Annotated in this window: 21 protein-coding genes; 15 read left to right on the top strand and 6 right to left on the bottom strand. The window is 50.5% G+C overall.

What is annotated here, in order from left to right; genetic code table 11:
• The first annotated feature begins 59 nt into the window (after positions 1–59).
• Positions 60–6,725, top strand: coding sequence for an Hpt domain-containing protein (locus ACO0LB_RS04860; RefSeq protein WP_423047048.1), 6,666 nt, complete (start codon positions 60–62; stop codon positions 6,723–6,725).
• Between the two features lie 144 nt (positions 6,726–6,869).
• On the opposite strand, the gene ACO0LB_RS04855 is transcribed toward ACO0LB_RS04860, so the two are convergent.
• Positions 6,870–8,357 carry a cryptochrome/photolyase family protein gene (locus ACO0LB_RS04855; protein WP_423047046.1) on the bottom strand — a complete coding sequence of 496 codons (1,488 nt, stop codon included), beginning with the start codon at positions 8,355–8,357 and terminating at the stop codon, positions 6,870–6,872.
• Between the two features lie 39 nt (positions 8,358–8,396).
• On the opposite strand from ACO0LB_RS04855, the gene ACO0LB_RS04850 reads away from it, so the two are divergent.
• From ACO0LB_RS04850 to ACO0LB_RS04820, 7 genes are all read left to right on the top strand, one after another.
• Positions 8,397–8,534 (top strand): hypothetical protein, encoded by a 138-nt coding sequence (locus ACO0LB_RS04850; RefSeq protein WP_423047044.1) that lies wholly within the window; start codon positions 8,397–8,399, stop codon positions 8,532–8,534.
• A gap of 168 nt (positions 8,535–8,702) precedes the next feature.
• Entirely contained in the window at positions 8,703–9,308 is a 606-nt protein-coding gene (locus ACO0LB_RS04845; protein WP_423047043.1) for a YqgE/AlgH family protein, read from the top strand.
• The gene (gene ruvX / locus ACO0LB_RS04840) at positions 9,308–9,718 is read left to right on the top strand and encodes a Holliday junction resolvase RuvX (RefSeq protein WP_423047041.1); all 411 of its coding nucleotides are present in this window, start codon (positions 9,308–9,310) and stop codon (positions 9,716–9,718) included. The genes ACO0LB_RS04845 and ruvX overlap by 1 nt, the downstream gene beginning before the upstream one ends.
• Entirely contained in the window at positions 9,715–10,227 is a 513-nt protein-coding gene (pyrR, locus tag ACO0LB_RS04835) for a bifunctional pyr operon transcriptional regulator/uracil phosphoribosyltransferase PyrR (protein ID WP_423047039.1), read from the top strand. The genes ruvX and pyrR overlap by 4 nt, the downstream gene beginning before the upstream one ends.
• Complete coding sequence (locus ACO0LB_RS04830) at positions 10,220–11,194, top strand: aspartate carbamoyltransferase catalytic subunit (protein ID WP_423047194.1); 975 nt, start codon at positions 10,220–10,222, stop codon at positions 11,192–11,194. The genes pyrR and ACO0LB_RS04830 overlap by 8 nt, the downstream gene beginning before the upstream one ends.
• 10 nt (positions 11,195–11,204) lie before the next feature.
• Positions 11,205–12,497 (top strand): dihydroorotase, encoded by a 1,293-nt coding sequence (locus ACO0LB_RS04825; RefSeq protein WP_423047037.1) that lies wholly within the window; start codon positions 11,205–11,207, stop codon positions 12,495–12,497.
• Between the two features lie 245 nt (positions 12,498–12,742).
• Positions 12,743–13,441 (top strand): lysophospholipid acyltransferase family protein, encoded by a 699-nt coding sequence (locus ACO0LB_RS04820; RefSeq protein WP_423047035.1) that lies wholly within the window; start codon positions 12,743–12,745, stop codon positions 13,439–13,441.
• 189 nt (positions 13,442–13,630) lie between these two features.
• Here ACO0LB_RS04820 and ACO0LB_RS04815 read toward each other — a convergent pair whose 3' ends face one another.
• From ACO0LB_RS04815 to ACO0LB_RS04800, 4 genes are all read right to left on the bottom strand, one after another.
• Positions 13,631–14,455, bottom strand: coding sequence for a symmetrical bis(5'-nucleosyl)-tetraphosphatase (locus ACO0LB_RS04815; RefSeq protein ID WP_423047033.1), 825 nt, complete (start codon positions 14,453–14,455; stop codon positions 13,631–13,633).
• Positions 14,456–14,479: 24 nt separating this feature from the next.
• Positions 14,480–15,586 carry a ferrochelatase gene (gene hemH / locus ACO0LB_RS04810; RefSeq protein WP_423047031.1) on the bottom strand — a complete coding sequence of 369 codons (1,107 nt, stop codon included), beginning with the start codon at positions 15,584–15,586 and terminating at the stop codon, positions 14,480–14,482.
• Between the two features lie 97 nt (positions 15,587–15,683).
• Positions 15,684–17,330: a DNA repair protein RecN gene (gene recN, locus ACO0LB_RS04805; RefSeq protein ID WP_423047029.1), complete on the bottom strand. Its 1,647-nt coding sequence runs from the start codon at positions 17,328–17,330 to the stop codon at positions 15,684–15,686.
• 407 nt (positions 17,331–17,737) lie between these two features.
• Entirely contained in the window at positions 17,738–18,631 is an 894-nt protein-coding gene (locus ACO0LB_RS04800) for an NAD kinase (protein ID WP_423047027.1), read from the bottom strand.
• Positions 18,632–18,816: 185 nt separating this feature from the next.
• Between ACO0LB_RS04800 and ACO0LB_RS04795 the strand changes: the two genes are divergently transcribed.
• Genes ACO0LB_RS04795 through ACO0LB_RS04785 form a run of 3 tightly spaced genes read left to right on the top strand, consistent with a single transcriptional unit; the run spans position 18,817 to position 20,959 of the window.
• Complete coding sequence (locus ACO0LB_RS04795) at positions 18,817–19,503, top strand: HAD family hydrolase (RefSeq protein ID WP_423047025.1); 687 nt, start codon at positions 18,817–18,819, stop codon at positions 19,501–19,503.
• 44 nt (positions 19,504–19,547) lie between these two features.
• Positions 19,548–20,567, top strand: coding sequence for a heat-inducible transcriptional repressor HrcA (gene hrcA / locus ACO0LB_RS04790; RefSeq protein WP_423047023.1), 1,020 nt, complete (start codon positions 19,548–19,550; stop codon positions 20,565–20,567).
• A 2-nt stretch (positions 20,568–20,569) separates the two neighbouring features.
• Complete coding sequence (locus tag ACO0LB_RS04785; protein WP_423047021.1) at positions 20,570–20,959, top strand: response regulator; 390 nt, start codon at positions 20,570–20,572, stop codon at positions 20,957–20,959.
• Between the two features lie 65 nt (positions 20,960–21,024).
• Here the strand turns inward: ACO0LB_RS04785 and fur are convergent, their stop codons facing one another.
• Positions 21,025–21,453, bottom strand: coding sequence for a ferric iron uptake transcriptional regulator (fur, locus tag ACO0LB_RS04780; RefSeq protein ID WP_423047019.1), 429 nt, complete (start codon positions 21,451–21,453; stop codon positions 21,025–21,027).
• Positions 21,454–21,528: 75 nt separating this feature from the next.
• Between fur and ACO0LB_RS04775 the strand changes: the two genes are divergently transcribed.
• The 4 genes from ACO0LB_RS04775 to ACO0LB_RS04760 are packed head-to-tail and all read left to right on the top strand — an operon-like array spanning position 21,529 to position 24,081.
• Positions 21,529–22,086, top strand: coding sequence for an outer membrane protein assembly factor BamE (locus ACO0LB_RS04775; protein ID WP_423047017.1), 558 nt, complete (start codon positions 21,529–21,531; stop codon positions 22,084–22,086).
• A gap of 12 nt (positions 22,087–22,098) precedes the next feature.
• Positions 22,099–22,908, top strand: a complete 810-nt coding sequence (gene dapB, locus ACO0LB_RS04770; RefSeq protein ID WP_423047015.1) for a 4-hydroxy-tetrahydrodipicolinate reductase — start codon at positions 22,099–22,101, stop codon at positions 22,906–22,908.
• 7 nt (positions 22,909–22,915) lie between these two features.
• Entirely contained in the window at positions 22,916–23,626 is a 711-nt protein-coding gene (locus ACO0LB_RS04765) for a MotA/TolQ/ExbB proton channel family protein (protein WP_423047013.1), read from the top strand.
• Positions 23,626–24,081, top strand: a complete 456-nt coding sequence (locus ACO0LB_RS04760) for an ExbD/TolR family protein (RefSeq protein WP_423047011.1) — start codon at positions 23,626–23,628, stop codon at positions 24,079–24,081. Before ACO0LB_RS04765 ends, ACO0LB_RS04760 begins: the two co-directional genes overlap by 1 nt.
• Positions 24,082–24,100: the final 19 nt, after the last annotated feature.

Below are 24,100 nucleotides of genomic sequence, written 5' to 3'. Positions count from 1 at the left end.
TTGCCTATATGCATAATGATGGCCTTCGGGCCATCATCCTTTGAGTTTGCGGAGTACGCATGACGTCCGATTTTTCAAATTCACCCCAACATCCGCAAGAGCAGTTCGATACCGGACCTTTGTCTTGGGTCATGACGGAAGTACGCGAAGCAATCAGCAGCGCAGGAAAAATGTTGACCGATGCACTGGGTCAGGATGATGACACACGTTCCACCAGTCTGTTGCACGCTAAAAGCTATTTGCATCAGGCGCACGGTGCATTGCAGATTGTTGATATTGATGGCGTTTCTATTGTTACGGAAACCATAGAAGAATTACTTGAACGCTTACAAAATAAGCAGTTAGCAATGACGCAGTCCAATGTGGACGTCATTGTCGATGCGTTTCATGCGGTATTGCGTTACCTGGAAGATTTGTTGTCAGGTGCTGCACATCAACCCGTACGTTTGTTTCCATATTACCGTGCACTGCTTGAGATCAAGGGCGCCGAACGAATTCACCCTGCCGATTTATTTTTTCCTTCTCTCGTTGCGCAAGAACAGATTCCGGAACTCACCGTCACAGGACAAGCACCGGCCATCAGTTATGCAGCAGTACGCCAGCGTTTTGAGAAACTATTATTACCGGTTTTAACAGCGAAAGATCCGCTACTGCAGCGGCAGGCTGTACAGGCAATTCATGACTTAATTCTTGAAGTCGCACACGCTCAACCTACTTCTCAGACCAAGGCCTTCTGGGTTGTGATGCAAGCATTTTCTGAGGCAGTTGCTTCGGGTGATATTCCGAATCAGCCTTATGTTAAACAGATATTTGGACGCATTAATTTACAAATCCGTCGCTTGGTTGATGGTGCGACAACTCTCCCTGAGCGACTCTTAAGAGACGCATTATTCTTTTTGGCGCAGGTGGAAACTCCGTCTCCATTAGTGTCGCGAGTGCGTACCGCTTACCAGCTTGATAATCAGGTTCCTGTCGATTATGACCAGAAAAATTATGGAAAAATTGCCGCCGGCGCTTTAGCGACTGCAAAAGAACAGCTATCCGCTGTTAAGAATTTCTGGGGGCGGATTGCGAACGGAGAAAATGGCCTGGCAGAGAAATTCTCCCAAAAAATTAAAGATCTGGCAGATACTGGTTCCGAACTCAATTCTCCTGCGTTAGCTAAATTGTTACGTGAATTAAGTGGCATTGCGCGCCATGTTGCTCATTCACCGGACGGAAGTAAATTAGGCCTGGAGCTGGCGACCAGCTTGCTGTTTGTTGAAAACGCGCTCGACCAGATTTCCAGATTGCCAGCACATTTTTCTGAACGTGCAGATGAAATTACCTCGCGTTTATTGTCCGTTGTATCGGGTGATGAGCCTCAGGCGCAGGCGGCTTGGATAGGCGAAATCTCGCGTGAAGCGCAGCAACGGCAGACGATGGGAGTGTTGGTCTCAGAAATGCAGGCCAGTTTGCGTCAGGTAGAGAAAAATCTGGATGAATACTTCCGTGATCCTTCCAATACTGACAGCTTGAAACCAGTCGATGGTATCTTGCATCAGATTGGTGGTGCTTTGGCGGTACTGGATCAGGATGATGCCATGTTGGCCGTAGAGCATACGCGCAATATGGTGCATCAGTTTGCGAATGCCCCAGCAGGTGCTGTGGATGCAGATAGCGCTGCGGACAGTGTACGGAATGCGAAAGAGCATCATTTGGTGGCGCAAAACATCGGTGCCTTATCTTTCTTTATTGAAACGATGCAAGCGCAGCCCGAAACTGCCAAGAAAAAATTCACGTTTGATCAGGATGCAGGCGTATTCCGTTCAAACTTGCTCGAAGTTCAGGCCAGTAAAGAACTCTTGCCGACGACCAATATCACGGCAGCGCCTGGACATCCGGACGCAGACATGGTGTCGCCAGAAGCTGCCCATACGACCGAACAAGAGTTGCATCAGCAACAGCAGGAATCTGCTCGCTTGGCCGCATCACTTGCTGAAGCGCCGCATAATGAACATTTACAAGCGCAGCTCAAAGAGTCACTGGAATCTGAGCGTGCCGCAGCAACATTGCTCGACGATGCTGATGCCAGCGACAGAGCAAAAGCTGCTATTGATATCTTAGGTAAAACAGATTTTGCCACCGCTCCGCAATCGGCACATGACATTGTCGTTGCAACTTCGTCGGTAGCAGATACTCGGCTCGCCAGTCCGGTGGTTGCGTTACCGCAGAGTGATGAAGCGATTGATGCTGAATTACTCGAAATTTTCCTGTCGGAAGCGGATGAAGTACTTGCATTTGTCCAGCAGACCTTGCCTGCATCGCGACATGATCCTGACAATCAAGAGTATCTGACTAGTCTGCGTCGTTCTTTCCATACACTGAAAGGCAGTAGCCGTATGGTTGGATTGACTGTGTTCGGAGAAGCCGCATGGCACATCGAACAGGTGATGAACATGTGGTTGTCAGAGTCCAGAGATGGCACCGAGACTTTGTACACATTGTTGTCCCGTACCGCTGATGAAATGTTGGTTTGGGTGGATGAACTTAAACGTTATGGCCATTCAGCGAGAACTGGTGCAGCACTCATTGCAGCAGCAGAAAGAATCAAAGCAGGGTTGGATATCGATGATGCCGTTGCTGATGCTTCAGAGTTGCCAACAAGTGTCATACCTGAGTCTTTGACTGAGGTTCTGCCAGAACCAGAAACACAGCTTGCAACTGAATTTTCCGAGGCAGACTTGTCCCTGGATGTTCCTGAGCTCGATTTTTCTTCATCGGAGACACCAACAGTCGATGCCAATACGGATTCCACAATCGACTATATCGCGATTGATGCACCTGAACTTGGTGATGTTGAATCCGTAGTATCCCAGGCTCCAGTACTGCCTGAATTGAACACGGAAACGGTCAAAACAGATTTGGTACTGGATTTTGAGGATGAGTTAGCGCTTGAGCCAGAAGCAGGTGCTGAGAATATTGTTGCTGCTATTTCTACCGAGCTTGCTCCATTTGACATATTGGGTGAAGAGATACCGGGTGATTTGGCGATGTCTGACATACTGACCGATGCGGTCACGAATGTAGGAGAGGAGCCAAGTGCCGTAACGGAAGCAATAGAAGCGGAAGAAGCACCGATAGAAATCACGGCAGAAGTACCGGACATAACAAACGAAACAGTCGAATCAGACGAGTTGATACCTGAATTGATTCCCTCTGAAACAATCGAGGCAACTGTTCCTGACATCGATGTTACAGGTGAGATTGAAGAACTCGGCTTACCGCCAGAAACGCCGCCAGAAACCGGGTTAAAGACAGAATCTATTACTGAATCTGCGCCGACTGTCGTGTCAGGTGATGAGCTGATTGCATCCCTGAATGAAGCAACGCCTGATGCCGGTTTGTTACTGGATGGATTGCCGCTGGTAATCGCTGCCGGCTCAGATGCTACTACTCAAATAACCGTTCCTGATGTTGAGACTGCCGATGTTTTGTCTGATGATCTCGTGTCGGAGATAGATGCGATAGACGTGACGTCTGCCGTGCCGTTGCCAGATCAGGTTGCTGAAACTCTTGCTGAGACTGTAGTCCCAGAAATCACAGAAGGGCGTTCGTCTGCCAAGATTATTGAGTTCCCTGACCTGACCAAGCCGACAGTCTTGCAGGATGACAATGTTAAACGTATCGGTAACATCGAAATCAGCCTTCCTTTGTATTCTATTTACATGGCTGAAACTGATGAAATCGTGCGTTTCCTGGGGCAAGATTTTTCAGAGTGGAGACACGAGCCACATCGCCATGTGTCTACGCATGCGATACATGCGACGCATACGCTGGCAGGCAGTTCGGCTACCGTTGGCCTGAAGCCTTTGCAGGAATTGGCGCATAGTCTTGAATTAGTATTGCAGCGCCTTGAACGGCATCCTGTGCCGCTATTGGCCAGTGAATACGATGTGCTGGATAAGGCATTGGATACCAGTAAACGGATGCTGCAAAAATTTGCTTTATCCGAGATGGCACCTTCGGCACCGACTGAAATTTATTTACTTGAGGCTTTGCTGCAAGAAGTGATTGAACGTTCGGATGCCGGTGCCGATGAAGAATTCATTACCTCGACGAACGAAGCATTGAATTTGTCCGATTTAGCAGATATTTCTGAAGTTGCGTCCGATGTCGCCACCGAAGTTGCCTCTCCAGCTGATATCGCATTGCCCGCTAATGTTGCGGCTCCAGAAGTATTAACGCCTGAGCATGTTGTCGATTCGCATATTCAGATCAAAGATGATCTCGATATGGATTTGTTGCCCGTTTTTATCGAAGAGGGTAACGATTTACTGCCGATGGTCGGGCAATTACTGCGCTCCTGGCAAGAACAACCAGATGACACTGCGACACCTCAGTCTATCGCCCGTCTGATGCATACCATCAAGGGAAGCGCCAGAATGGCCGGTGCGATGGCACTAGGTCAGCATATCCATGACATGGAAACCAGGATTGAAAGTCTGGTACATACCGGCGGCATCGCCAAAATAGCATTACTCGAAGATTTATTGGCACGCCACGATTACAGTATGCAGCTGTTTGATCGTTTGCAAAATCCGGATGCGTATGTTGCGCCACCGCAGGAACAAGCACTGACGGCGGCGCAAGAACTGGATCAGTTCCAGGAAGCAATGCTGGGTAACGAACATACAGCATCGGTTGCGGAGAAGGAATTGATCAATCTGGCTCCAGTCATGCCTGTGATTGACAGAAATGCGCTCAGGACTGTTACTAATACCTCTCTCAGTAATACGGGAAAATCGGGGATAACACCTTCGACTTCAGCCACTTCTGCAACTCCGACGCCGACAGCGCCTGTGCCCTTAGTTCGTGTGCGAGCCGATATTCTGGATCGTCTGGTCAATCAGGCGGGTGAAGTATCGATCTCCCGTTCACGTCTGGAAAATGAGGTTGGTACATTACGCAGTTCATTGACAGAACTGACTGAAAACGTGAATCGTCTGCGTGATCAATTGCGTGAAGTCGAGATTCAGGCAGAAACCCAGATTACGTCACGGATGGCACATTCGGCTGACCGCGAATTTGACCCTTTAGAATTCGACCGATTTACCCGTTTGCAAGAACTCACTCGCATGATGGCGGAAAGTGTCAGCGACGTCGCCACGGTACAGACGAATCTGACCCGGACGATCGACGGTGCAACAAACGATTTGCACATGCAGGCGCGTCTGACGCGTGAATTGCAACAGGATCTGATGCGCGTTCGTATGATTCCTTTCGCCAGTATTTCTGAGCGTTTGTATCGCGTGACTCGCCAGACTTCCAAAGAGGTTGATAAACGGGTGAATCTGGATATCCGTGGTGCGGGAGTTGAGATGGATCGTGGCGTTCTCGAAAAAATGGTCGGACCGTTTGAGCACTTGCTGCGCAATGCGATTGTGCATGGTATTGAGAGCCGTGATGAGCGTCGTCAGCATCATAAAGATGAAACAGGTGAATTGCTGATCGAAGTACGTCAGGAAGGAAATGAAGTTGTTATCCGTTTTTCGGATGACGGTCAGGGACTGGATTTACCCCGGATTCGTGAAAAGGCGAAGGTAGCCGGACTGATTGGTCATGATGCTGAACCGGCAGACATAGAGTTGGCACACCTGATTTTTGAACCAGGTCTATCCACCGCAAATGAAGTGTCGGAACTTGCTGGGCGCGGCGTGGGAATGGACGTGGTTCGTTCCGAGGCGGCGTCGCTGGGTGGGCGTGTTGAGGTCAGTACCACTGATGGCAAAGGCGCAGAATTTACCATTCGCCTGCCATTGACATTAGCAGTGACACAAGTTGTGCTGCTCAATGCCGGTGGCCGTACTTATGCCGTGCCTTCCGTATTGGTCGAGCAGGTACAGCAATTAAAATCCAGCGCGCTTGTCAGTGCATACAATGATGGCGCGGTGATGTGGCAGGGGCAGCGGGTCCCGATGTATTTCCTGTCCACCATGCTGGGGCAGTATGATGTGACGCCAATGACGCAACAATATACGCCATTGCTGATTCTTAAGAGCGGTACTGATCGTGTAGCGATACATGTTGATGATATTGTCGGTAACCGAGAGGTCGTTGTGAAAAACATCGGTCCGCAATTGGCGCGTATGGCAGGTATTGCGGGTGCCACGGTGCTTGGTTCCGGTGAGATTGTCCTGATTTTGAATCCGGTACCTTTGGCACAAAAAATGGAGCAGGAGCATGCTCGCCTGCAACCGCTCGGTATCGACATCAGCCCGGAAATGGGCGCTGTTGCTGATCTGCATAGCAAGGCAAAAGGGGACGACACCAAAGCAGAACCAGTGCAAGGTCTGCGCACCCAACATACGGTGATGGTCGTTGATGATTCATTGACGGTTCGCCGTGTCACGCAGCGTCTGTTGACGCGTGAAGGCTATCAGGTGATTCTGGCTAAAGATGGTATCGATGCACTGGAGCAATTGCAATCGGTGACTCCGGATGTGATGCTGGTTGATATTGAAATGCCACGTATGGATGGTTTCGATCTGACACGTAACGTTCGCAGCGATGCCCGTACTGCGCATATTCCTATCATCATGATTACTTCACGGACAGCGGATAAGCATAGAAACTATGCGAAAGAGCTGGGAGTTAACGAGTATTTTGGTAAGCCTTATCGCGAAGATGATTTGCTGGAGGCCATTACTGGCTTTATTGGCGCCGATCAACTTGTGATTGTTTGAAAACACGATATGTTGTTCATCTGATTTGGATCTGATCTTCAGGTGTTACACAAAAGGCGGGGATAGTTTCCCGCCTTTTTCTGTTTACGTTTTCTTCTTTGTTTGCGTCACTCCGATATTGTTGAAGTGTTGTTGGTATATCGCTCAGGTGTCACTTGTTATTTCTGATTTTTTAACGACGGCGTAACGCATCAAGGTTTGTTTGCGAGCACTGTCGTGATCGATGATGGGATGAGGATAATTGCCGCCTAATATCACTCCGGCCTGCTGCAGGAGTAAGGGGGCTGCTTTCCAGGGAGCATGTATCGAACGTTTGTCCAGTTTCGCTAATTGCGGTAAATAGCGCGCTATGAATTTGCCTTCGGCATCAAATTTTTCTGATTGAGTGACGGGATTAAAAATCCGGAAATAGGGTTGCGCGTCGCAGCCAGAAGATGATGCCCACTGCCATCCACCGTTATTGGCGGATAAATCAAAATCATTTAAATGCAACGCAAAATACGCTTCGCCCCGACGCCAGTCTATCCCTAAATCTTTGATCAGGAAGCATGCGGTGACCATGCGCAGACGGTTATGCATATAGCCTGTCTGGTTGAGTTGCAACATTGCGGCATCCACCAGCGGGTATCCAGTTTTTCCTTCACACCACGCATGAAACAGAGCATCGGCCTGTTCGCCGCTTTCCCATTGAATAGCGTCATAGGCAGGTTTAAATGACGACTGGCAGACATGGGGATGGTGGTACAAAATCATGAAATAAAAATCCCGCCAGATAAGTTCTGCGAGCCAGATTTCTGCACCGTGATTACTGCTGGTACGTATTTGTTGCATGGCTTCACGCACCAGATGGCGAATGGATACCGTGCCAAAGCGCAGATGCACCGACAGATAAGACGGCCCCTTCACCGAAGGATAATCGCGCGCTGTGTCATAGCGTCTCATGCGGTGTATAAAATCCTCCTGCAAGAGTGCTCCGCCGGACATTCCTGCCTTGATTGGCATATTGCTTTCTGATGTGTCTTCAAACCCCATTTCCGCCATAGTCGGGATGCTGTCATCGAGAGCTTGATGCAGCTTATGCGCATAGGTCTCGATAGGATACGGGCGCGCATAAAAATCGCTGCCTTCTGCATAAAATTTCTTCAGCCAGGCATTTTTGTACGGGGTGAAGACAGAAAAAGGCGTTCCGGCCTGAGACAGCACTTCTGATTTTTCAAAGATGACCTGATCTTTGTAGCTAAGCATGTCGCATTGCATCTCCTGCAATCGCGTTTTGACCGCCTCATCACGCAGCAGAGCCTGAGGCTCATAATCATGATTGCAAAATACAGCATTGGTATGCAGTTCCAGTGCTAACGTCGGAATGATCTCTTCGGCATTGCCATAGCGTACGATTAAGTTTCCTCCCAGTTTTTTCAGCTCCTGTTGTAGTTCAAGAATGCTGCGATAGATGAAGGTGACTCGTCTGTCCTTGGCAGGTAAGTGATTCAGAATTTGTTGATCAAAAACAAAAACACAATTCACGGAGTTGCTTTTGCGTAATGCATGATACAGAGCGGCATGGTCAAAACAGCGCAAATCGCGCCGGAACCAGACCAGTGAGCGTTCAAATGGTGAGAGTTGTTCTGGCATGTGAATGAGAATAAGGAAGAGTCAATAGGAGGCGATTACATGACCGCAGAACGACGACGCGTGACTATCTCCGCAATCATCGTAGCAACCGCAGCACTGGCAACCATAGCAACAATCGCAGCGTACGTGCAATGTATGCACAGCGCTCAGCAATCAGCAGGCATTGCTCGCGTATAAAGCTGGCGCGCAGCGAACGTCATACGAGTACAGCACAAGCGCAGCACCTTAGCACACATCGAAAAAGCACGCTAAAAATGCTAAAATGTCGGCATGGCGAAGCAAACAAAATCCCTCCACTCAAATTTGCATGACGATGTATCGGCGTCGGCAAATCTTATTTCCGATATGAAGCCAGCAGACAGTGAATCAAATGATGCATCCTCAGAGTTAAATCTGACACATCATTTCCTGATTGCAATGCCGTCCATGCAAGATCCTGTCTTTGGCGGAACGGTGATCTACCTCTGTGAGCATAGTCCACGTGGCGCAATGGGCGTCGTCATCAACCGTCCTACCGACATGACCGTATCCGGATTGTTCGATCGTATCGAGCTGAAACTGGAAAATATTCCTGACTCTCATCCTATGGGCAAACATCTGGTGCTGTTTGGCGGCCCGGTGCAGGACGATCGCGGTTTTGTTCTGCATGCACCGGCGGGGCAATATACGTCTTCACTCAAAGTTACAGACAACATTGCATTTACCACATCGCGCGATGTGCTGGAGGCTGTTGCCGCGGGTGATGGACCGGAACGGGTTCTGATCAGCGTTGGTTACGCCGGCTGGGGTGCCGGGCAGCTGGAAAAAGAAATTCTGGCAAATGGCTGGCTGACAGTCGCCGCTGATGAGTCGATTTTATTTGATCTGCCGCTGGAAGCGCGTTTTAATGCGGCAATCAAGCTGCTTGGTATCGATCCCCTGATGCTGGCGGCCGAAGCGGGGCACGCCTGATGACTGTTCAGGCAGATGCGCTTCCTGAGGGATCGGTACTCGCCTTCGATTTTGGTTTAAAGCGCATTGGTGTCGCAGTTGGTAATACCGTATTACGACAAGCAGAACCTCTGAACATTATTCATGCTGCGACGAACGACGGTAAATTTGCCGAAGTCGCGGCGTTGATACGCAACTGGCAGCCGGTGTTATGTGTTGTCGGCTTACCGATGCATCCCGATGGTATTCCCCACGAGATGACGCAACGCTGTCAGCGTTTTGCCAACCAGTTACAAGGCCGTTTCAATGTCCGTACCGTGCTGGTGGATGAACGTTATTCGTCCGCTGTGTTGAATGCCCGACGCGGTGAATACATCGACGATGACTCTGCCGCACTGATCCTGCAACAATATTTTGACGAGTCCCTATGAGTACAGTCACTTCTTCTCTCAATGCCGAAGCTTTGTATCAGCAGCTTCTGAACCAAATTAAGCCCCATGTCTTCAATAATGACAAATTAGCCATCATTGGTATTTATTCCGGCGGTGCCTGGATTGCCGAGCGTTTGGTGAATGATCTGGGGCTGAAAAATAAAGCTGGTCTGATCGACGTTTCATTTCATCGCGATGATTATGCCGCCAAGGGATTGCATGCCGATGTCAAACCAACGCATATCCCGTTTGAAGTGGATGGCGCTCAGATTATCCTGGTCGATGATGTCTTGAAAACCGGTCGTACAACCCGCGCCGCGATCAATGAATTATTTGATTATGGTCGTCCGGCTCGCATCATGCTGGCGGCGCTGGTAGATCGTGGTGGCCGGGAGTTGCCGGTGGCCGCGGATTTCGTTGCTCATATTGCCTCTTTTGAACCCGCTGTCTCTGTCAATCTGCAACGTGCAGAAGATGGCACACTCAGTTTTTCTATTGACCATGCATAATCCACAACTCAATAAACACGGAGAGCTTCAGCATTTGCTGACGATTGATGGCTTGCCGAAATCTATCGTGAACCATATTCTCGATACTGCTTCTTCGTTTGTCAGTATCAGCGACCGTGAAGTAAAAAAAGTGCCACTGTTGCGCGGTAAGAGCGTGTTCAATCTGTTTTTTGAAAACTCTACCCGTACCCGCACCACGTTCGAAATCGCCTCCAAACGCCTGTCGGCGGACGTGATCAACCTGAACATCGCAGCGTCCAGCACCAGTAAAGGTGAATCGCTACTCGATACGATTGACAATCTGGCCGCCATGCATGCCGATATGTTCGTGGTGCGCCACGCGACTTCCGGCGCGCCTTTCCTGATTGCCAAACATTTGAACGACACCAAACAGCATCATGTGCATGTCGTTAATGCTGGTGATGGTCGCCATGCACATCCGACCCAGGGTTTGCTGGACATGTACACCATCCGCCACTACAAAAAAGACTTCACTAATTTAACGGTAGCGATTGTTGGCGACGTGTTGCACAGCCGTGTTGCACGCTCCGACATCCATGCATTGACTACGCTGGGCGTGCCGGAAGTGCGCGTGATCGGGCCGCATACGCTGTTGCCGGGCGGGCTGGAGCAGATGGGTGTGCGTGTGTTCACTGACATGAATGAAGGGCTGAAGGGTGTTGACGTGATCATCATGTTGCGCTTGCAGAACGAACGCATGAGCGGTGCGCTGCTGCCATCGGCGCAGGAATATTTCAAAAGCTATGGTTTGACACCAGAGCGACTGGCGCTGGCGCATCCTGACGCAATCGTCATGCATCCGGGGCCGATGAACCGTGGTGTGGAAATTGACTCTGCCGTGGCGGACGGCCCGCAGGCGGTGATTTTGCCGCAGGTGACGTTCGGGATTGCGGTGCGCATGGCCGTGATGAGTATTGTTGCTGGCAACAGTGGCAGCGAGGCTTGAGGAAGACAAGATGAAAATACAGATTAAAAATGGTCGCGTGATCGACCCCGCCAGCGGCATGGATAAAGTGCAGGATGTATTTATTGCTGCCGGAAAAATCCTCGCATTTGGTACTCCGCCAGCGGATTTCAGCGCAAACAAAGTGCTGGATGCCACCGGTCTGATCGTAGCGCCAGGACTGGTGGATCTGAGTGCACGTCTGCGCGAGCCAGGCTTTGAATACAAGGCAACGCTGGAGTCCGAGTTGCAGGCAGCGATGCGTGGCGGCGTTACCAGTCTGGTGTGTCCGCCGGATACTGATCCAGTGCTGGACGAATCCGGTCTGGTGGAGATGCTGAAACAACGTGCCCGTACCCAGAACAAAGCACATGTATATCCACTGGGAGCTCTGACGGTGGGCTTGCAGGGAAAATCATTAACGGAAATGGCGGCATTGACAGATGCTGGCTGTATCGGCTTTTCACAGGCAGAAGAGCCAGTGAAGGATACTAATACTTTGCAACGCGCATTGCAGTATGCCGCCACGTTTGGTTATACAGTTTGGCTGCGACCGCAAGATGCTTATATCGGCAAGGGAGGGGTAGCGCACAGCGGGCCTCTGGCATCGCGTCTGGGCTTGTCCGGTGTGCCAGTGATGGCAGAAACGATTGCGTTGCATACCCTGTTTGAACTCATGCGTGCCACAGGCGCCAGAGTGCATTTGTGCCGCATCTCTTCGGCTGCCGGAATTGAGTTGGTGCGTAAAGCCAAGCTGGAAGGCTTGCCGCTGACCTGCGACGTCGGCGTTCATCATGTCCATATGACTGATGCCGATATCGGTTTCTTCGATTCGAACGCCCGTTTCGATCCGCCGCTACGCAGCCAGCGTGACCGTGATGCCATTAAAACTGCATTGCAGGACGGTACGATTGATGCCATCTGCTCAGATCATACGCCAGTCGATGATGATGAAAAATTACTGCCGTTCGCAGAAGCCTCTCCCGGTGCTACCGGACTGGAATTACTGTTGTCGCTGACTTTAAAATGGGCAGCGGACAGCCGTGGCGAGATCAGTCTGCAACAAGCACTGACTAAAATCAGCCATCATGCCGCCAGCGTTGCTGGCATCGATGCGGGTCGTCTTGAAGTCGGTGGTGCCGCAGACCTTTGTTTGTTTGATGCAGCAGCACACTGGAAAGTAGAAGCCAGTGCGTTGGTCAGTCAGGGCAAACATACACCTTTCCTCGGCTATGAATTGCCCGGCATGGTGAAGGCCACGATTGTGTCCGGACACCTTGCTTTTGAGGCATTACACAGAGCCTAGTATTGCCGTACCACGACCGCTCACCAGACTCGATCTCCGTGAGCGGTCATGTGTATTAAGTACCTACGCTGATGCACTGACGGCAATTTCAAAAGAAATAGAATAAAACAGGGAGTATCGGTATATGTACCTGTTCAGTGCTTTATTTCATTGCGACACATGACAATTTTGATAGATACTCGGTGGGAGTATCTGATGGGGTCAGTATGATAGTTTGGCATTTTTTTCGGGTTTTTGTCCATCTGATGGCAGGATTGATCACATGCGCTCTGGTTTTTCCTTTGACGGGAACGGCGCAACATGAGCGACTGATCCGCCGCTGGTCACACAAATTATTGGCCATTTGCACCGTGGATGTGAACTTCATTGATGCCAGTCAAGGCGCGGTGGCTGAGCGTGCATTGATTGTGTCGAATCATATTTCCTGGTTGGATATCTTTGTGATTAACACCCTGCATCCATGCCATTTTGTAGCGAAAGCCGATATCCGGGGCTGGCCTCTGATTGGCTGGCTATGTGAGAAAGCCGGAACGATTTTTCTGGCACGGGGCAAGCAGCGTGAAGTTCGCCGTATTTACGAAGGTCTGGTACATCAGATCGAGGCGGGTAAGCGGATTGCTTTTTTCCCTGAAGGCACAACTGCACCACAAGGCACGATACAGGCTTTTCATGCCAATCTGTTTGAGGCGGCGATTGAGGCCAAGGTGCCGGTACAACCATTCGTCTTGCGCTATGTTGATGCACAAGGACAGTTTCATCCGGCTGCGGATTTTATTGGTGATATGACGTTCGTGGAAAGCATGCGGATTATTCTGAAAGCACCACGCATGACAGCCGAATTAATTCGCTTACCCTCAGTGTCGACAGACGGTGCGCATCGGCGCGATGTAGCGCAGAAAACGCGTCAGATGGTAAGGCAGCAGCTAGGACTTCCTCAGGATTGAGATGCGCTTTATCCAGAGCCAATCTTCATTGGAAACTGCTGTACGTTCAACTTGCTGATTGTTTTATTGATTGGGATTGATCGGTGGCGATCCTGAGTAATTTGAAATAATTTGGAGTCAATTCTGAAACAAGTCTGTTGTTTCAGAATTCAAAATTCAGGAAGGCAAGCAAACGCTGGGGTAGTCGGGTCAGCCGGGCTTTTGCTGCTGAGGACAGTCAATCTGTACCATCCTGCGTTCGTGCATACTGATGGCGGTGAGTTGTCCGCCCCAGATGCAGCCGGTATCAATCGCCATCAGATTGTTTCTGATCAGCAGACCCAGTGTTGACCAGTGGCCAAAGACGACAGTGCAATCTTCGCTCCGTCGTGGCAAATCAAACCAGGCAGAAAAACCCACCGGTGCGGCAGCGGCACCATCCTTGATCGCGAAATCCATCGTGCCATCAATGCTGCAAAAGCGCATGCGTGTCAGCGCATTCACAATGCAGCGCAGGCGTGCATTGCCTTGCAAGTCATCGCTCCAGGCCGCGGGTGTGTTGCCATACATCTCACGCAAAAATGTCAGCCATTGATCGCTACGCAGCATGTGTTCGACTTCTTGCGCCAGCGAGATGGTCTGTGCTGCTGACCATGTGGGGAATAATCCGGCATGTATCAATAAATGCTGTTCCCGCAAAATCGCCATCGGGCGGTGCCGTAACCAATCCAGCAATTCTTCTCTGTCTGGCGCATTCAGAATTGCTTCCAGAGTATCGCTTTTGTGTGCCGGACGTATTCCATATGCCACTGCCAGCAAATGCAGGTCATGATTGCCGAGTACGCTTTCTGCACGACCAGCCTGCTGTAACTGTTTGATCAGTCGCAGGGTTTCCAGTGATTTGGGCCCTCGGTTCACCAGATCGCCAGCGAAAAGATAGTGGTAATTACCCGGCGTTTTTTCTATCTTAGAAAGCAGTGTGAGTAACTGATCGGCACAGCCCTGAATATCGCCGATGAAGAACGCGGTTGTCATAGTGATAGATAGTGAATGACGATATCAGTGTTCCGCACCCAGACGCTTGGCTTCCGTCTTACTGGTCAATGCCTGCTGTTTTTGTGCCTCGCGCAGGCTGCCTGTCAGCATGGTCGGCCAGCCGATCAGATGTTGCTCTGCAATTTCCGCCATCGCTCGCATCCATGTCGGTGACTCGTTCAGGCAGGGGATATAGTTGAACTCCTTTCCTCCAGCATGTAAAAATTCTTCCCGGACTTCCATCGCGATTTCTTCCAGTGTTTCCAGGCAATCGGCGATGAAACCAGGGCAGATCACATCAATATGACGAATGCCATCTTTCGCCAGTTGCGCCACTGTTGGTGCAGTATAAGGCTGCAGCCATTCTGCTCGCCCCAAGCGCGATTGGAATGTGACGATGTACTGGTCTTTATTCAGCCCCAGTTTTTCGGCCAGTAGCCTTGCGGTTTTATAGCATTCACAATGATAAGGATCGCCGCGCAATAAAAAGGCTTTTGGCAAACCATGAAAACTCATCACTAGTTTTTCAGGACGACCATTGATCAGCCAGTGCTGGACAACCGATTGTTGCAGCGCTTCGATGTACGCGTCATGGTCATGATAATTTTTGACCAGCCGCAATTCCGGAATATTGCGTACTTGCTGAAAGTGACTGAATACCGCATCAAAATTGGATGCCGTGGTGGTTGCCGAGTATTGTGGATAAGCCGATAAAATCAGCAGTCGCTCATAGCCCTCTGCCTTGAGTTGTTGTAAGACGGAAGGGATGGAAGGCGTTCCATAGCGCATGGCATAGCAGACATGGACTTCATGCCCACGCTCCCCCAGATAGCCTTTCAGTAGCGCAGCTTGCTTCATGGTGTGGACTTTAAGTGGCGAGCCTTCTTTGGTCCAGATGGAGGCATATTTTTTGGCAGATTGTCCTGAGCGAAACGGCAGAATAATGCCGTTGAGGATGAGCCACCAGATAGCACGTGGAATTTCTACCACGCGTCTGTCCCATAAGAATTGTTTCAGATAACGGCGCACAGCCGATCTGGTTGGCGCATCCGGCGTACCGAGGTTGATCAGAACGACGGCTGTTTTGCTGATTTTGCCGTGGGAAAATTCGGGTTCTTTGAGGAAGCTCATTGTATGCGTCTGCTTTTGCGTTGTTGTAGCGTTTGTTATTACGTCTATTTTTACGTTTGTGCTTCTTGGTATCGTCGCGTTGACGATGACGTCTCCATTATGACGCCAGCAGTTCTCTGGCATGTTTGCGCGTGGTGGCAGTGATCTCGATACCGCCAAGCATGCGGGCAATTTCCTCCACTCTTTGTTTGTTGTCGAGCGCATCAATGCGGGAGACGGTTTTGCCCTGTTGCTGAGATTTGCTGACCTGAAAATGCTGATTCGCCTGGCTGGCTACCTGTGGTAAATGCGTGACGCACAGGACTTGTCGATCTTGTCCCAGTCGTTTTAACAATCGCCCCACCACTTCAGCCACACCGCCGCCGATGCCACTGTCTACTTCATCAAAAATCAATGTCGGTGTTGCTGTTGCAGAGGAGGTGATGACTGAAATGGCGAGTGAAATCCGGGCCAGTTCGCCACCAGAAGCGACTTTGGACAAAGGTCTTGCCTGCACTCCGGCGTGGCCTGCAACCAGAAATTCGACTTGTTCCAGGCCATAAGCCGCAGGTTCGCATGGCGTCAGGCTGGCAACGAAGCTACCGCCGCTCATGCTCAGATCCTGCATGGCTGTGGTCACCGCCAGACTGAGCGTTTGCGCAACGCTCACCCGCGCAGCACTCAGATCATGGGCGGCCAGCAGATAGTGTTGTTGTGCTTTGTCTTCCTGTTTTTTCAGCGCGTCCAGATCGGTGGCGTCGGCCAGTTGTCTGAGTTGTTCTGAGAGTGACGCGCATTCTTCATGCAATTTGTCTGGCGCGACATGGAAACGGCGTGCTGTAGTATGAATAGCATCGACCCTGTTTTCCACTTCGCGCAAGCGCGCAGGGTCCAGTTCGGTGCGACTCAGGTAATCGTTGATTGCATAGGTTGTCTCTTGCAAATGAATGCAGGCTGATTCGAGTGCATCGGTCACGGGTTTCAGTGCGACATCATAGTCGAGCAGCTTGAGTAGTTTTTGCTGTACGGTGGACAACTGGGACAGCAGTGGATGTTCGGATTCAGAAATCAGCGCAGCGGCTTCTTGTGCTCCATCAAGCAGGCTCGCAGCATGAGCCAGGCGGCTGTGTTCCTGACTGATTGCCTCCCATTCGCCAGCGCGGATTTGCAGCTTGTCGAGCTCACCCACTTGCCATTCCAGTCGTTCTTTTTCCTGTAATACGCTTTTGGCATTGTTTTCAAACTCTTCACGCTGCCTGCGCAGATTGCGCCAGACCTTATGGCGTGTGGCAACTTCAGCCGCCTGATCCTGCAAGCCTCCTTGCATGTCCAGCAAGTTGCGTTGCGCTTCCGATTTCAACAACGACTGATGTGCGTGTTGTCCGTGAATATCAACCAGCAAATCACCGAGTTCGCGCAGTTGGGTGGCAGTGGCAGTAATGCCGTTGATCCAGGCTTTTGAACGCCCGGCATTGTCGATGGTTCGGCGCAGAATGAGTTGCTGGTCAGGATCGTCAAACTCTTGCGCCCTGAGCCATTCGCCGACCGTAGCATGAATGGAAAACTCAGCACTGATGTCGGCTTTACTGGCGGATTCACGCACCATGCTGGCGTCACCGCGCCCCCCCAATGCGAGTGTTAATGCATCTATCAGGATTGATTTTCCGGCACCGGTTTCTCCGGTCAGTACACTGAATCCTGAAGAAAACTCCAGTTCCAGCGTATCAACAATCACAAAATCACGAATGGCAAGCGTACGCAGCATAGAGCAGTGAAAGAAATAAAAAGTGAAAATTCAGAAAATGGCAAATCAGTCTTATGCCGGATTTGCCAGCGCAGACCAATCCGCAGACAAAGCCGATATCTTAGCGGGTATCTTATATCACAGCCACGAGAGCCACCGAGAGCAGATATCGTACCCTCATCGTATCCTGTTTATATGCAGCGTTGATTACATGGTGGTGTCAGGGAAGCTGAATATGGTGAGTATTCGCTGATTGCTGTACGCTGTGCATTCCTTGCGATGATGCCGGTTATCTGTTTGTCGTCTGATTGCTGGTAAGTGCTGCTTAGTTGCTGCTAATTGCTGCCAGGTACTGATCTGTGTTGAGCAGCAATTTTTTGACATCAAAACGATAGCGATATATTGGGCAGCAATATTGTTAACAGAGATCAGTTCAGCGCACCCTCAACGGACGGATACTCATTCCAGTGTAATTTTTCGCGCAAGGTATCGTAATAGTTCCAGCCACGCGGATGTAAAAACGTGACCGTATGGGCGGAGCGTTTGACGATGATCCTGTCGCCGTACATCAGGCTGGCGAATGACTGCATATCAAAATTAACGCTGATATCTCTTCCTGCCACGATCTCGATCACGATTTCACTGCTATCGGGCAAGACAATCGGACGATTGGACAGCGCATGTGGTGCAATTGGCACCATGACAATGCCGCCCAGACTTGGGTGGAGCAGCGGGCCTCCAGCGGACAGCGAGTAGGCGGTGGAGCCCGTTGGAGTGGATACGATCAGACCATCCGAGCGCTGGTTGTACATAAAGTGCGAATCGACATCGACACGCAATTCCACCATGCCAGAGCCGGCACCGCGTGACACCACAATATCGTTGAATGCAGTGCCGCTGAAAATCTGGTTGCCGTCCCGGATCACGATCGCCTGCAACAGACTGCGTTGCTCCGATACGTATTTGCCTTCCAGCATTTCTGTGATGACAGGGATCATCCTGTCCAGCGGAATGTCAGTGATGAAACCCAGACGTCCCTGATTGATACCGATCAGTGGCACTTTGTAAGGAGCCAGCTGGCGGGCAATGCCGAGCATCGTGCCATCGCCGCCGACGACAATTGCGGCATCAGCATATTTGCCAATTTCAGGGACTGGCATGCTGACAAAGCCATGTAAATCAATGTATTGCGCTGTTTCGGATTCCAGTACCACATGATGTCCAGCCTGATCCAGAAAGCTCGCCAGTTCACTCAAAGAGGCGTTAATACCCGCAGCGTTAAATTTACCAACAAGAGCAATAGTTTTTGCCTGAACTGTCATAAGGAACGGAGATGTAACATGATTCACCAGATTAGACCATAATTAGCGTCACAATGAATCAGGACTTACGAAAAATTGTCCCAGCAAGGCATGGCGACGAAGGCAGTACGTGCTTGTACGGCAAGGCGCCATAACGCCGCTGGGGCGGTTTTGCGTAAGTCCTATGAATGAACTGAGTGCTATTTATGACAATTAAAGCAGTGTTGCTGGATCTGGATGATACTTTGTGGCCGGTTGCACCGGTGATCAGGAATGCAGAGGCAGCGTTACAGGACTGGTTGCAGGTACATGCACCGGCAGTGGCAAAAAAATACGATATGCAGACCTTGCGTCAACACAAGGATGATCTGGTGGCAACCAATCCACGTTTTCGATATGACCTGTGGGCGCTGCGCCATGCTTTGCTGAGTAAGGTGCTGGCGGAGCACGACGAAGACGTATCCAAGGCAGATCAGGCAATGGCTGTGTTCGCGCATGCGCGCAATCAGGTGACTTTGTACGACGATGTGGTACCGGCGCTGGAGCTTTTGGGCGGACGTGTGACTTTGGGAACCATCTCTAATGGGTTTGCCGATCTGGGCGCGATTGGTCTGGCCGCGCATTTTCAGGTATCGATTGCAGCGCACAGCTTTGGCTGCGCGAAGCCAGACCCGCGAATTTTTCATGCGGCATGCGATGCCTTGCAGCTATTGCCTGAGCAGGTGCTGTATGTGGGGGACGATTTATTGCTTGACGTGCAAGGTGCTCAGCAGGCTGGTTTGCGTGGCGGGTGGATGAATCGGCATGGGAAAATACCTGATCAGCCGGCATTGCAACAGATCAGACCGGATGCTGAATTTCGCCATCTGCATGATTTGACACAATGGTTATAACTCTTTCTATATTCATGCTGCCTCTGGTCGCATAAAATGAAACCATGCAACTCGATATTCGCGCCCAAACTCTGTTAAAAGCCCTCGTAGAACGCTACATCGCTGATGGTCAGCCTGTAGGTTCGCGGGCACTGTCTAAAATCTCTGGTCTGGAACTCTCGCCAGCGACCATCCGCAATGTCATGGCTGATCTTGAAGATATGGGATTTGTTGCCAGTCCCCACACGTCGGCTGGCCGCATCCCCACCCCCAGAGGCTACCGCGTGTTTGTGGACGAGCTGCTGACGGTGCAGGATATTGACGAGACCGATCTGGAATCGCGCATGCAGCCAGCATTGCTGTCACAACCACCGCAGAAAATTATCGCAAATGCAGCGCAGATATTGTCTTCGTTGTCACAATTTGCCGGTGTGGTCATGACGCCGAGGACAGAATCAATTTTTCAGCAGGTAGAATTTTTACGCCTATCCGAGAAGCGGATACTACTGGTGGTGGTAGCGCCAAATGGCCAGGTACATAATCGTCTGCTCTTGACGGACGTTGACTACAACCTCTCGCAATTGACGCAGGCAGCGAATTATTTAAACCAGAATTTTGGTGGTGTCAGCTTTGAAGAAGCACGTTTGCGTATCAATATCGAATTGCGTCAGTTGCAAAATGACATGACGCGCCTTATGCAGGTTGCGGTGGAGGCGGGCAGTGATGCAATGGCAGAACACGGCGATGAAGTGGTGTTTTCCGGTGAGCGTAATTTATTGAATGTGCAGGATTTGTCGTCGAACATGAACTCCCTGAGAAAATTGTTTGATATGTTCGAGCAAAAGAGCAGCCTGATGCAGTTGCTGGATGTCTCCAGTAAGGCAACAGGGGTACAGATATTTATCGGTGGTGAATCACAACTCGTTCCTATGGATGAAATGAGCATTGTCACTGCGCCATATGATGTGAATGGCAAAATTGTCGGAACGCTGGGAGTGATCGGGCCGACGCGTATGGCTTACGAAAGGGTGATTCCCATTGTCGACATCACCGCCAAATTACTCTCTAATGCTTTGAGTCAATGAACATGAATCCCAACAATCAAAATATTTCTATCCTGCTGGTGGACGACAACGACGTCACCAGAGAAGTACTGCGCGTCGTGCTGCGTAGCGAGGGATATCATGTGGTAGGTGAGGCGACAGATGGCGGGGCGGGGCTGGAAATGGCGCTCAAGCTGAAGCCCAATATTATTTTATTGGATGTCGTCATGCCCAAGGTCAGCGGCTTGGAAATCCTGCCACGGCTCAAGGAACTGGTGCCAGATTCCAGAGTGTTGCTGGTGACCGGCAATAAAGATCAGGAGACCGTGACCGAGGCAGTCCGGGCGGGTATTCATGGATTCATTCTGAAACCGTTTAATGCGCAGAAAATTCTGGATACAGTAGCGGGTATCGTTGCCAAGTTACCCAAGTAAAAGCAGGAATAAGCTTGTAGCTTGTATCTTCTACGCCAATGACCGACACAAGGCGTTACTGTCGTTTAGTTCTTGTGTTCGCAGTTAATTTTGGTGCAGTTGCCGTAAATAGCCAGTGCATGATCGGAAATACGGAAACCGCGTTCGCTGGCAATAGTCTGTTGCCTTTTTTCTATTTCCTCATCGTAGAATTCTTCTACTCGCCCACAGTCCAGGCAAACCAGATGATCGTGATGTGAGCCTTCGTTGAGTTCAAAAATAGCCTTACCAGTTTCAAAATGATTGCGATGCAGCAAGCCTGCCTGCTCGAATTGTGTTAACACACGATAGACGGTTGCCAGACCAACATCCATATTTTCGTTCAGCAGAATCTTGTATACGTCCTCTGCTGTCAGGTGGCGCACTTTGCTGCTCTGAAAAATTTCCAGGATTTTCATTCGTGGCAAGGTCGCTTTCAGGCCGCTTGCTTTCAGGTTTTGGGTGCTGTTTGTCATGTTTTCAGTCAAAAAAGTGCTATCTGCTTTATGATATCGGGTTTTAGGGCATGTTGCTCGATTACTGAGGTACCTATGCGATTGTTGTTATCAGAATCTCTTCAGGGTAAAGCTGGCCGCTTGGCAGGATGTCTGCTGGTTGCATGCTTGTCCGCTTGCGCATCCAAAGCACCATTGCTGGCAGAGACGACAGCACAGCCAGCGGCAGATGCGTCAACCTCCGGCACGCAAGTGATCACGCCGACTGGCGTGAAAAAATTTCTTGGATATATTTCCCCTTATCGCGTCACGATTCAACAGGGCAACTTCGTGTCTCAGGAAATGGTGTCGCAGTTAAAAGTTGGTATGACGCGTGAACAAGTCAGATTTTTGCTCGGTACCGCGTTGCTGACAGATATGTTCCATGAGGATCGCTGGGATTATCCTTTCCGTCTGACAAAGCCCAAGGGCGAGCAAATTGTCAGTTTGGTGACGGTGACGTTCAAGAACAATATTGTCGATAAGTTTGAAGGCGGCAATTTGCCAAATGAAAAAGATTACCTGGCACGTATTACGGAGTCGGCGCTGGGTGTGAATCGCGTCGAGTCAGTCATTGGTGTAGATGGCCCGGTCAAGAAAAAAGACAGTAAATAAGGATTTGGACGTATGACAGTATTAAAAATAGCGGTAGCCGGTGCGTCTGGTCGCATGGGGAAAATGTTGATCGAAGCGATTACCAATGCCGATGATACGGTGTTGGCAGGTGCACTGGATGTTGCTGGGGCCGAGTCCCTCGGAACGGATGCCGCTGCATTTCTGGGTAAGCCTTCCGGTGTGCTGATTGAATCGGACCTGTCAACAGGCCTGGTGAACGCCGAGTATCTGATCGATTTTACCCGTCCCGAAGGAACGCTGAAGCATCTTGCCTATTGTGCTGAGCATGGTATCAAGATGATTATTGGCACGACCGGATTTGATGAAGCTGGCAAGGCGGCGATTGCCGCTGCGGCGCAAAAAACAGCGATCGTTTTTGCACCTAACATGAGCGTTGGTGTCAATGTCACCATGAAATTGCTGGAAATGGCAGCAAAAAGTTTTGCTACTGGCTATGACATCGAAATCATCGAAGCGCATCATCGTCACAAGATCGACGCGCCATCGGGTACGGCATTAAAAATGGGTGAAGTGATCGCTGATGCGCTGGGGCGTGATCTGAATGAAGTGGGTGTTTTTTCCCGTGAAGGCGTGACTGGTGAGCGTGATCCTTCTTCGATAGGTTTTGCGACTATTCGTGGTGGCGATATCGTTGGCGATCACACGGTGTTGTTTGCCGGTATCGGAGAACGGGTCGAAATTACGCACAAATCCTCAAGCCGGGTGACGTATGCGCATGGCAGTTTGCGCGCTGCACGGTTCTTGTCCGATAAAACCACGGGCCTGTTTGATATGTACGATGTACTGGGTCTGAATCACTGACATCAGCATGCCGACTGCGATCAGCCATTACTGGGAGCAATCAGATCAGTTCGGACATCTGATTGCGTATCTGTTGTTGTTGATGTCGATCGTCAGCTGGACGCTCTTGCTCTCAAAAGCGTGGTTTTTCCTTCGGATGCGTCGCGCTTCCGCGATACTTCCGCATTTCTGGGCAGCGCCCGGATTACCTGAAGCACTGGCGTTGTTGAGTGAAGCTGACAGCGAAGTTATTTTTATACGTCTTGCCACTTCAGCAGCAGAGGTCGCCGATGTTACCCCTGCCACCCCGTCCTCCGGATTGTTTGTCAGCCTTGGCGCTGGCACCAGCGTCGAAGCACTGTTGACCCGGCAATTACGACAGGAGTTGCAAGCGCTGACTACTCGACTGGAAAGTGGTCTGAGCATACTGGCATCGGTAGCGGCGACGGCTCCTTTTGTTGGTTTGCTCGGAACGGTCTGGGGAATTTATCACGCGTTGACCGCCATTTCTGCGACCGGAACCATACAAATAGATCAATTGGCGGGCCCCGTGGGGGAAGCGCTGATCATGACGGCATTTGGCCTGATGGTCGCTATTCCTGCCGTATTGGCATACAACGGATTGTCCCGTCGCTGCCGTATTGTTCTGGCGGAACTGGATGGCTTTGCGCATGATCTGCATGCCCATTTTTCGCAAGCATCGAATCATGGCGGGCGTGCAGGTTCGAGGGTGTTGTAATGGCATTTGGTCAGTTTCACTCATCTTCTGCGGAGACCAAGCCACTTGGCAGTATTGCCGATATCAATGTCACGCCGATGGTGGATGTCATGCTGGTATTGTTGGTCATCTTTATTATCGCAGCGCCGCTGATGACATCCGCCATACGTCTGGACTTGCCAAAAACACCCCTGTCTTCACCTGTTCAAACTCCGTCCATCGCACCTTTGCGTATAGCGATTGATGCTACTGGTCAGCTCTACCTGAACGAACAATCCCTTACGCCGGAGGTGCTGGAAAGTCGTCTTGCTGTCATGTCTAAACAAGCAGTATTACCAGAAATTCAACTTCGTGCAGACCAGCAGACACGCTATGAAATCATTGCCAGAATCATGGCGATGGCACAGGCGCAGGGCTTGACCAGTATTACGTTTGTCACTGAATCCGCCGCGCAGCCCAAGGCTGTGTACCCCTGATATCCCAGTCATTGCTCAA

The organism is Undibacterium sp. SXout7W (genome assembly GCF_049339385.1).
In the GTDB taxonomy this organism is placed as follows: domain Bacteria; phylum Pseudomonadota; class Gammaproteobacteria; order Burkholderiales; family Burkholderiaceae_D; genus Undibacterium.
This window is presented reverse-complemented; position numbering and strand designations above follow the sequence as displayed.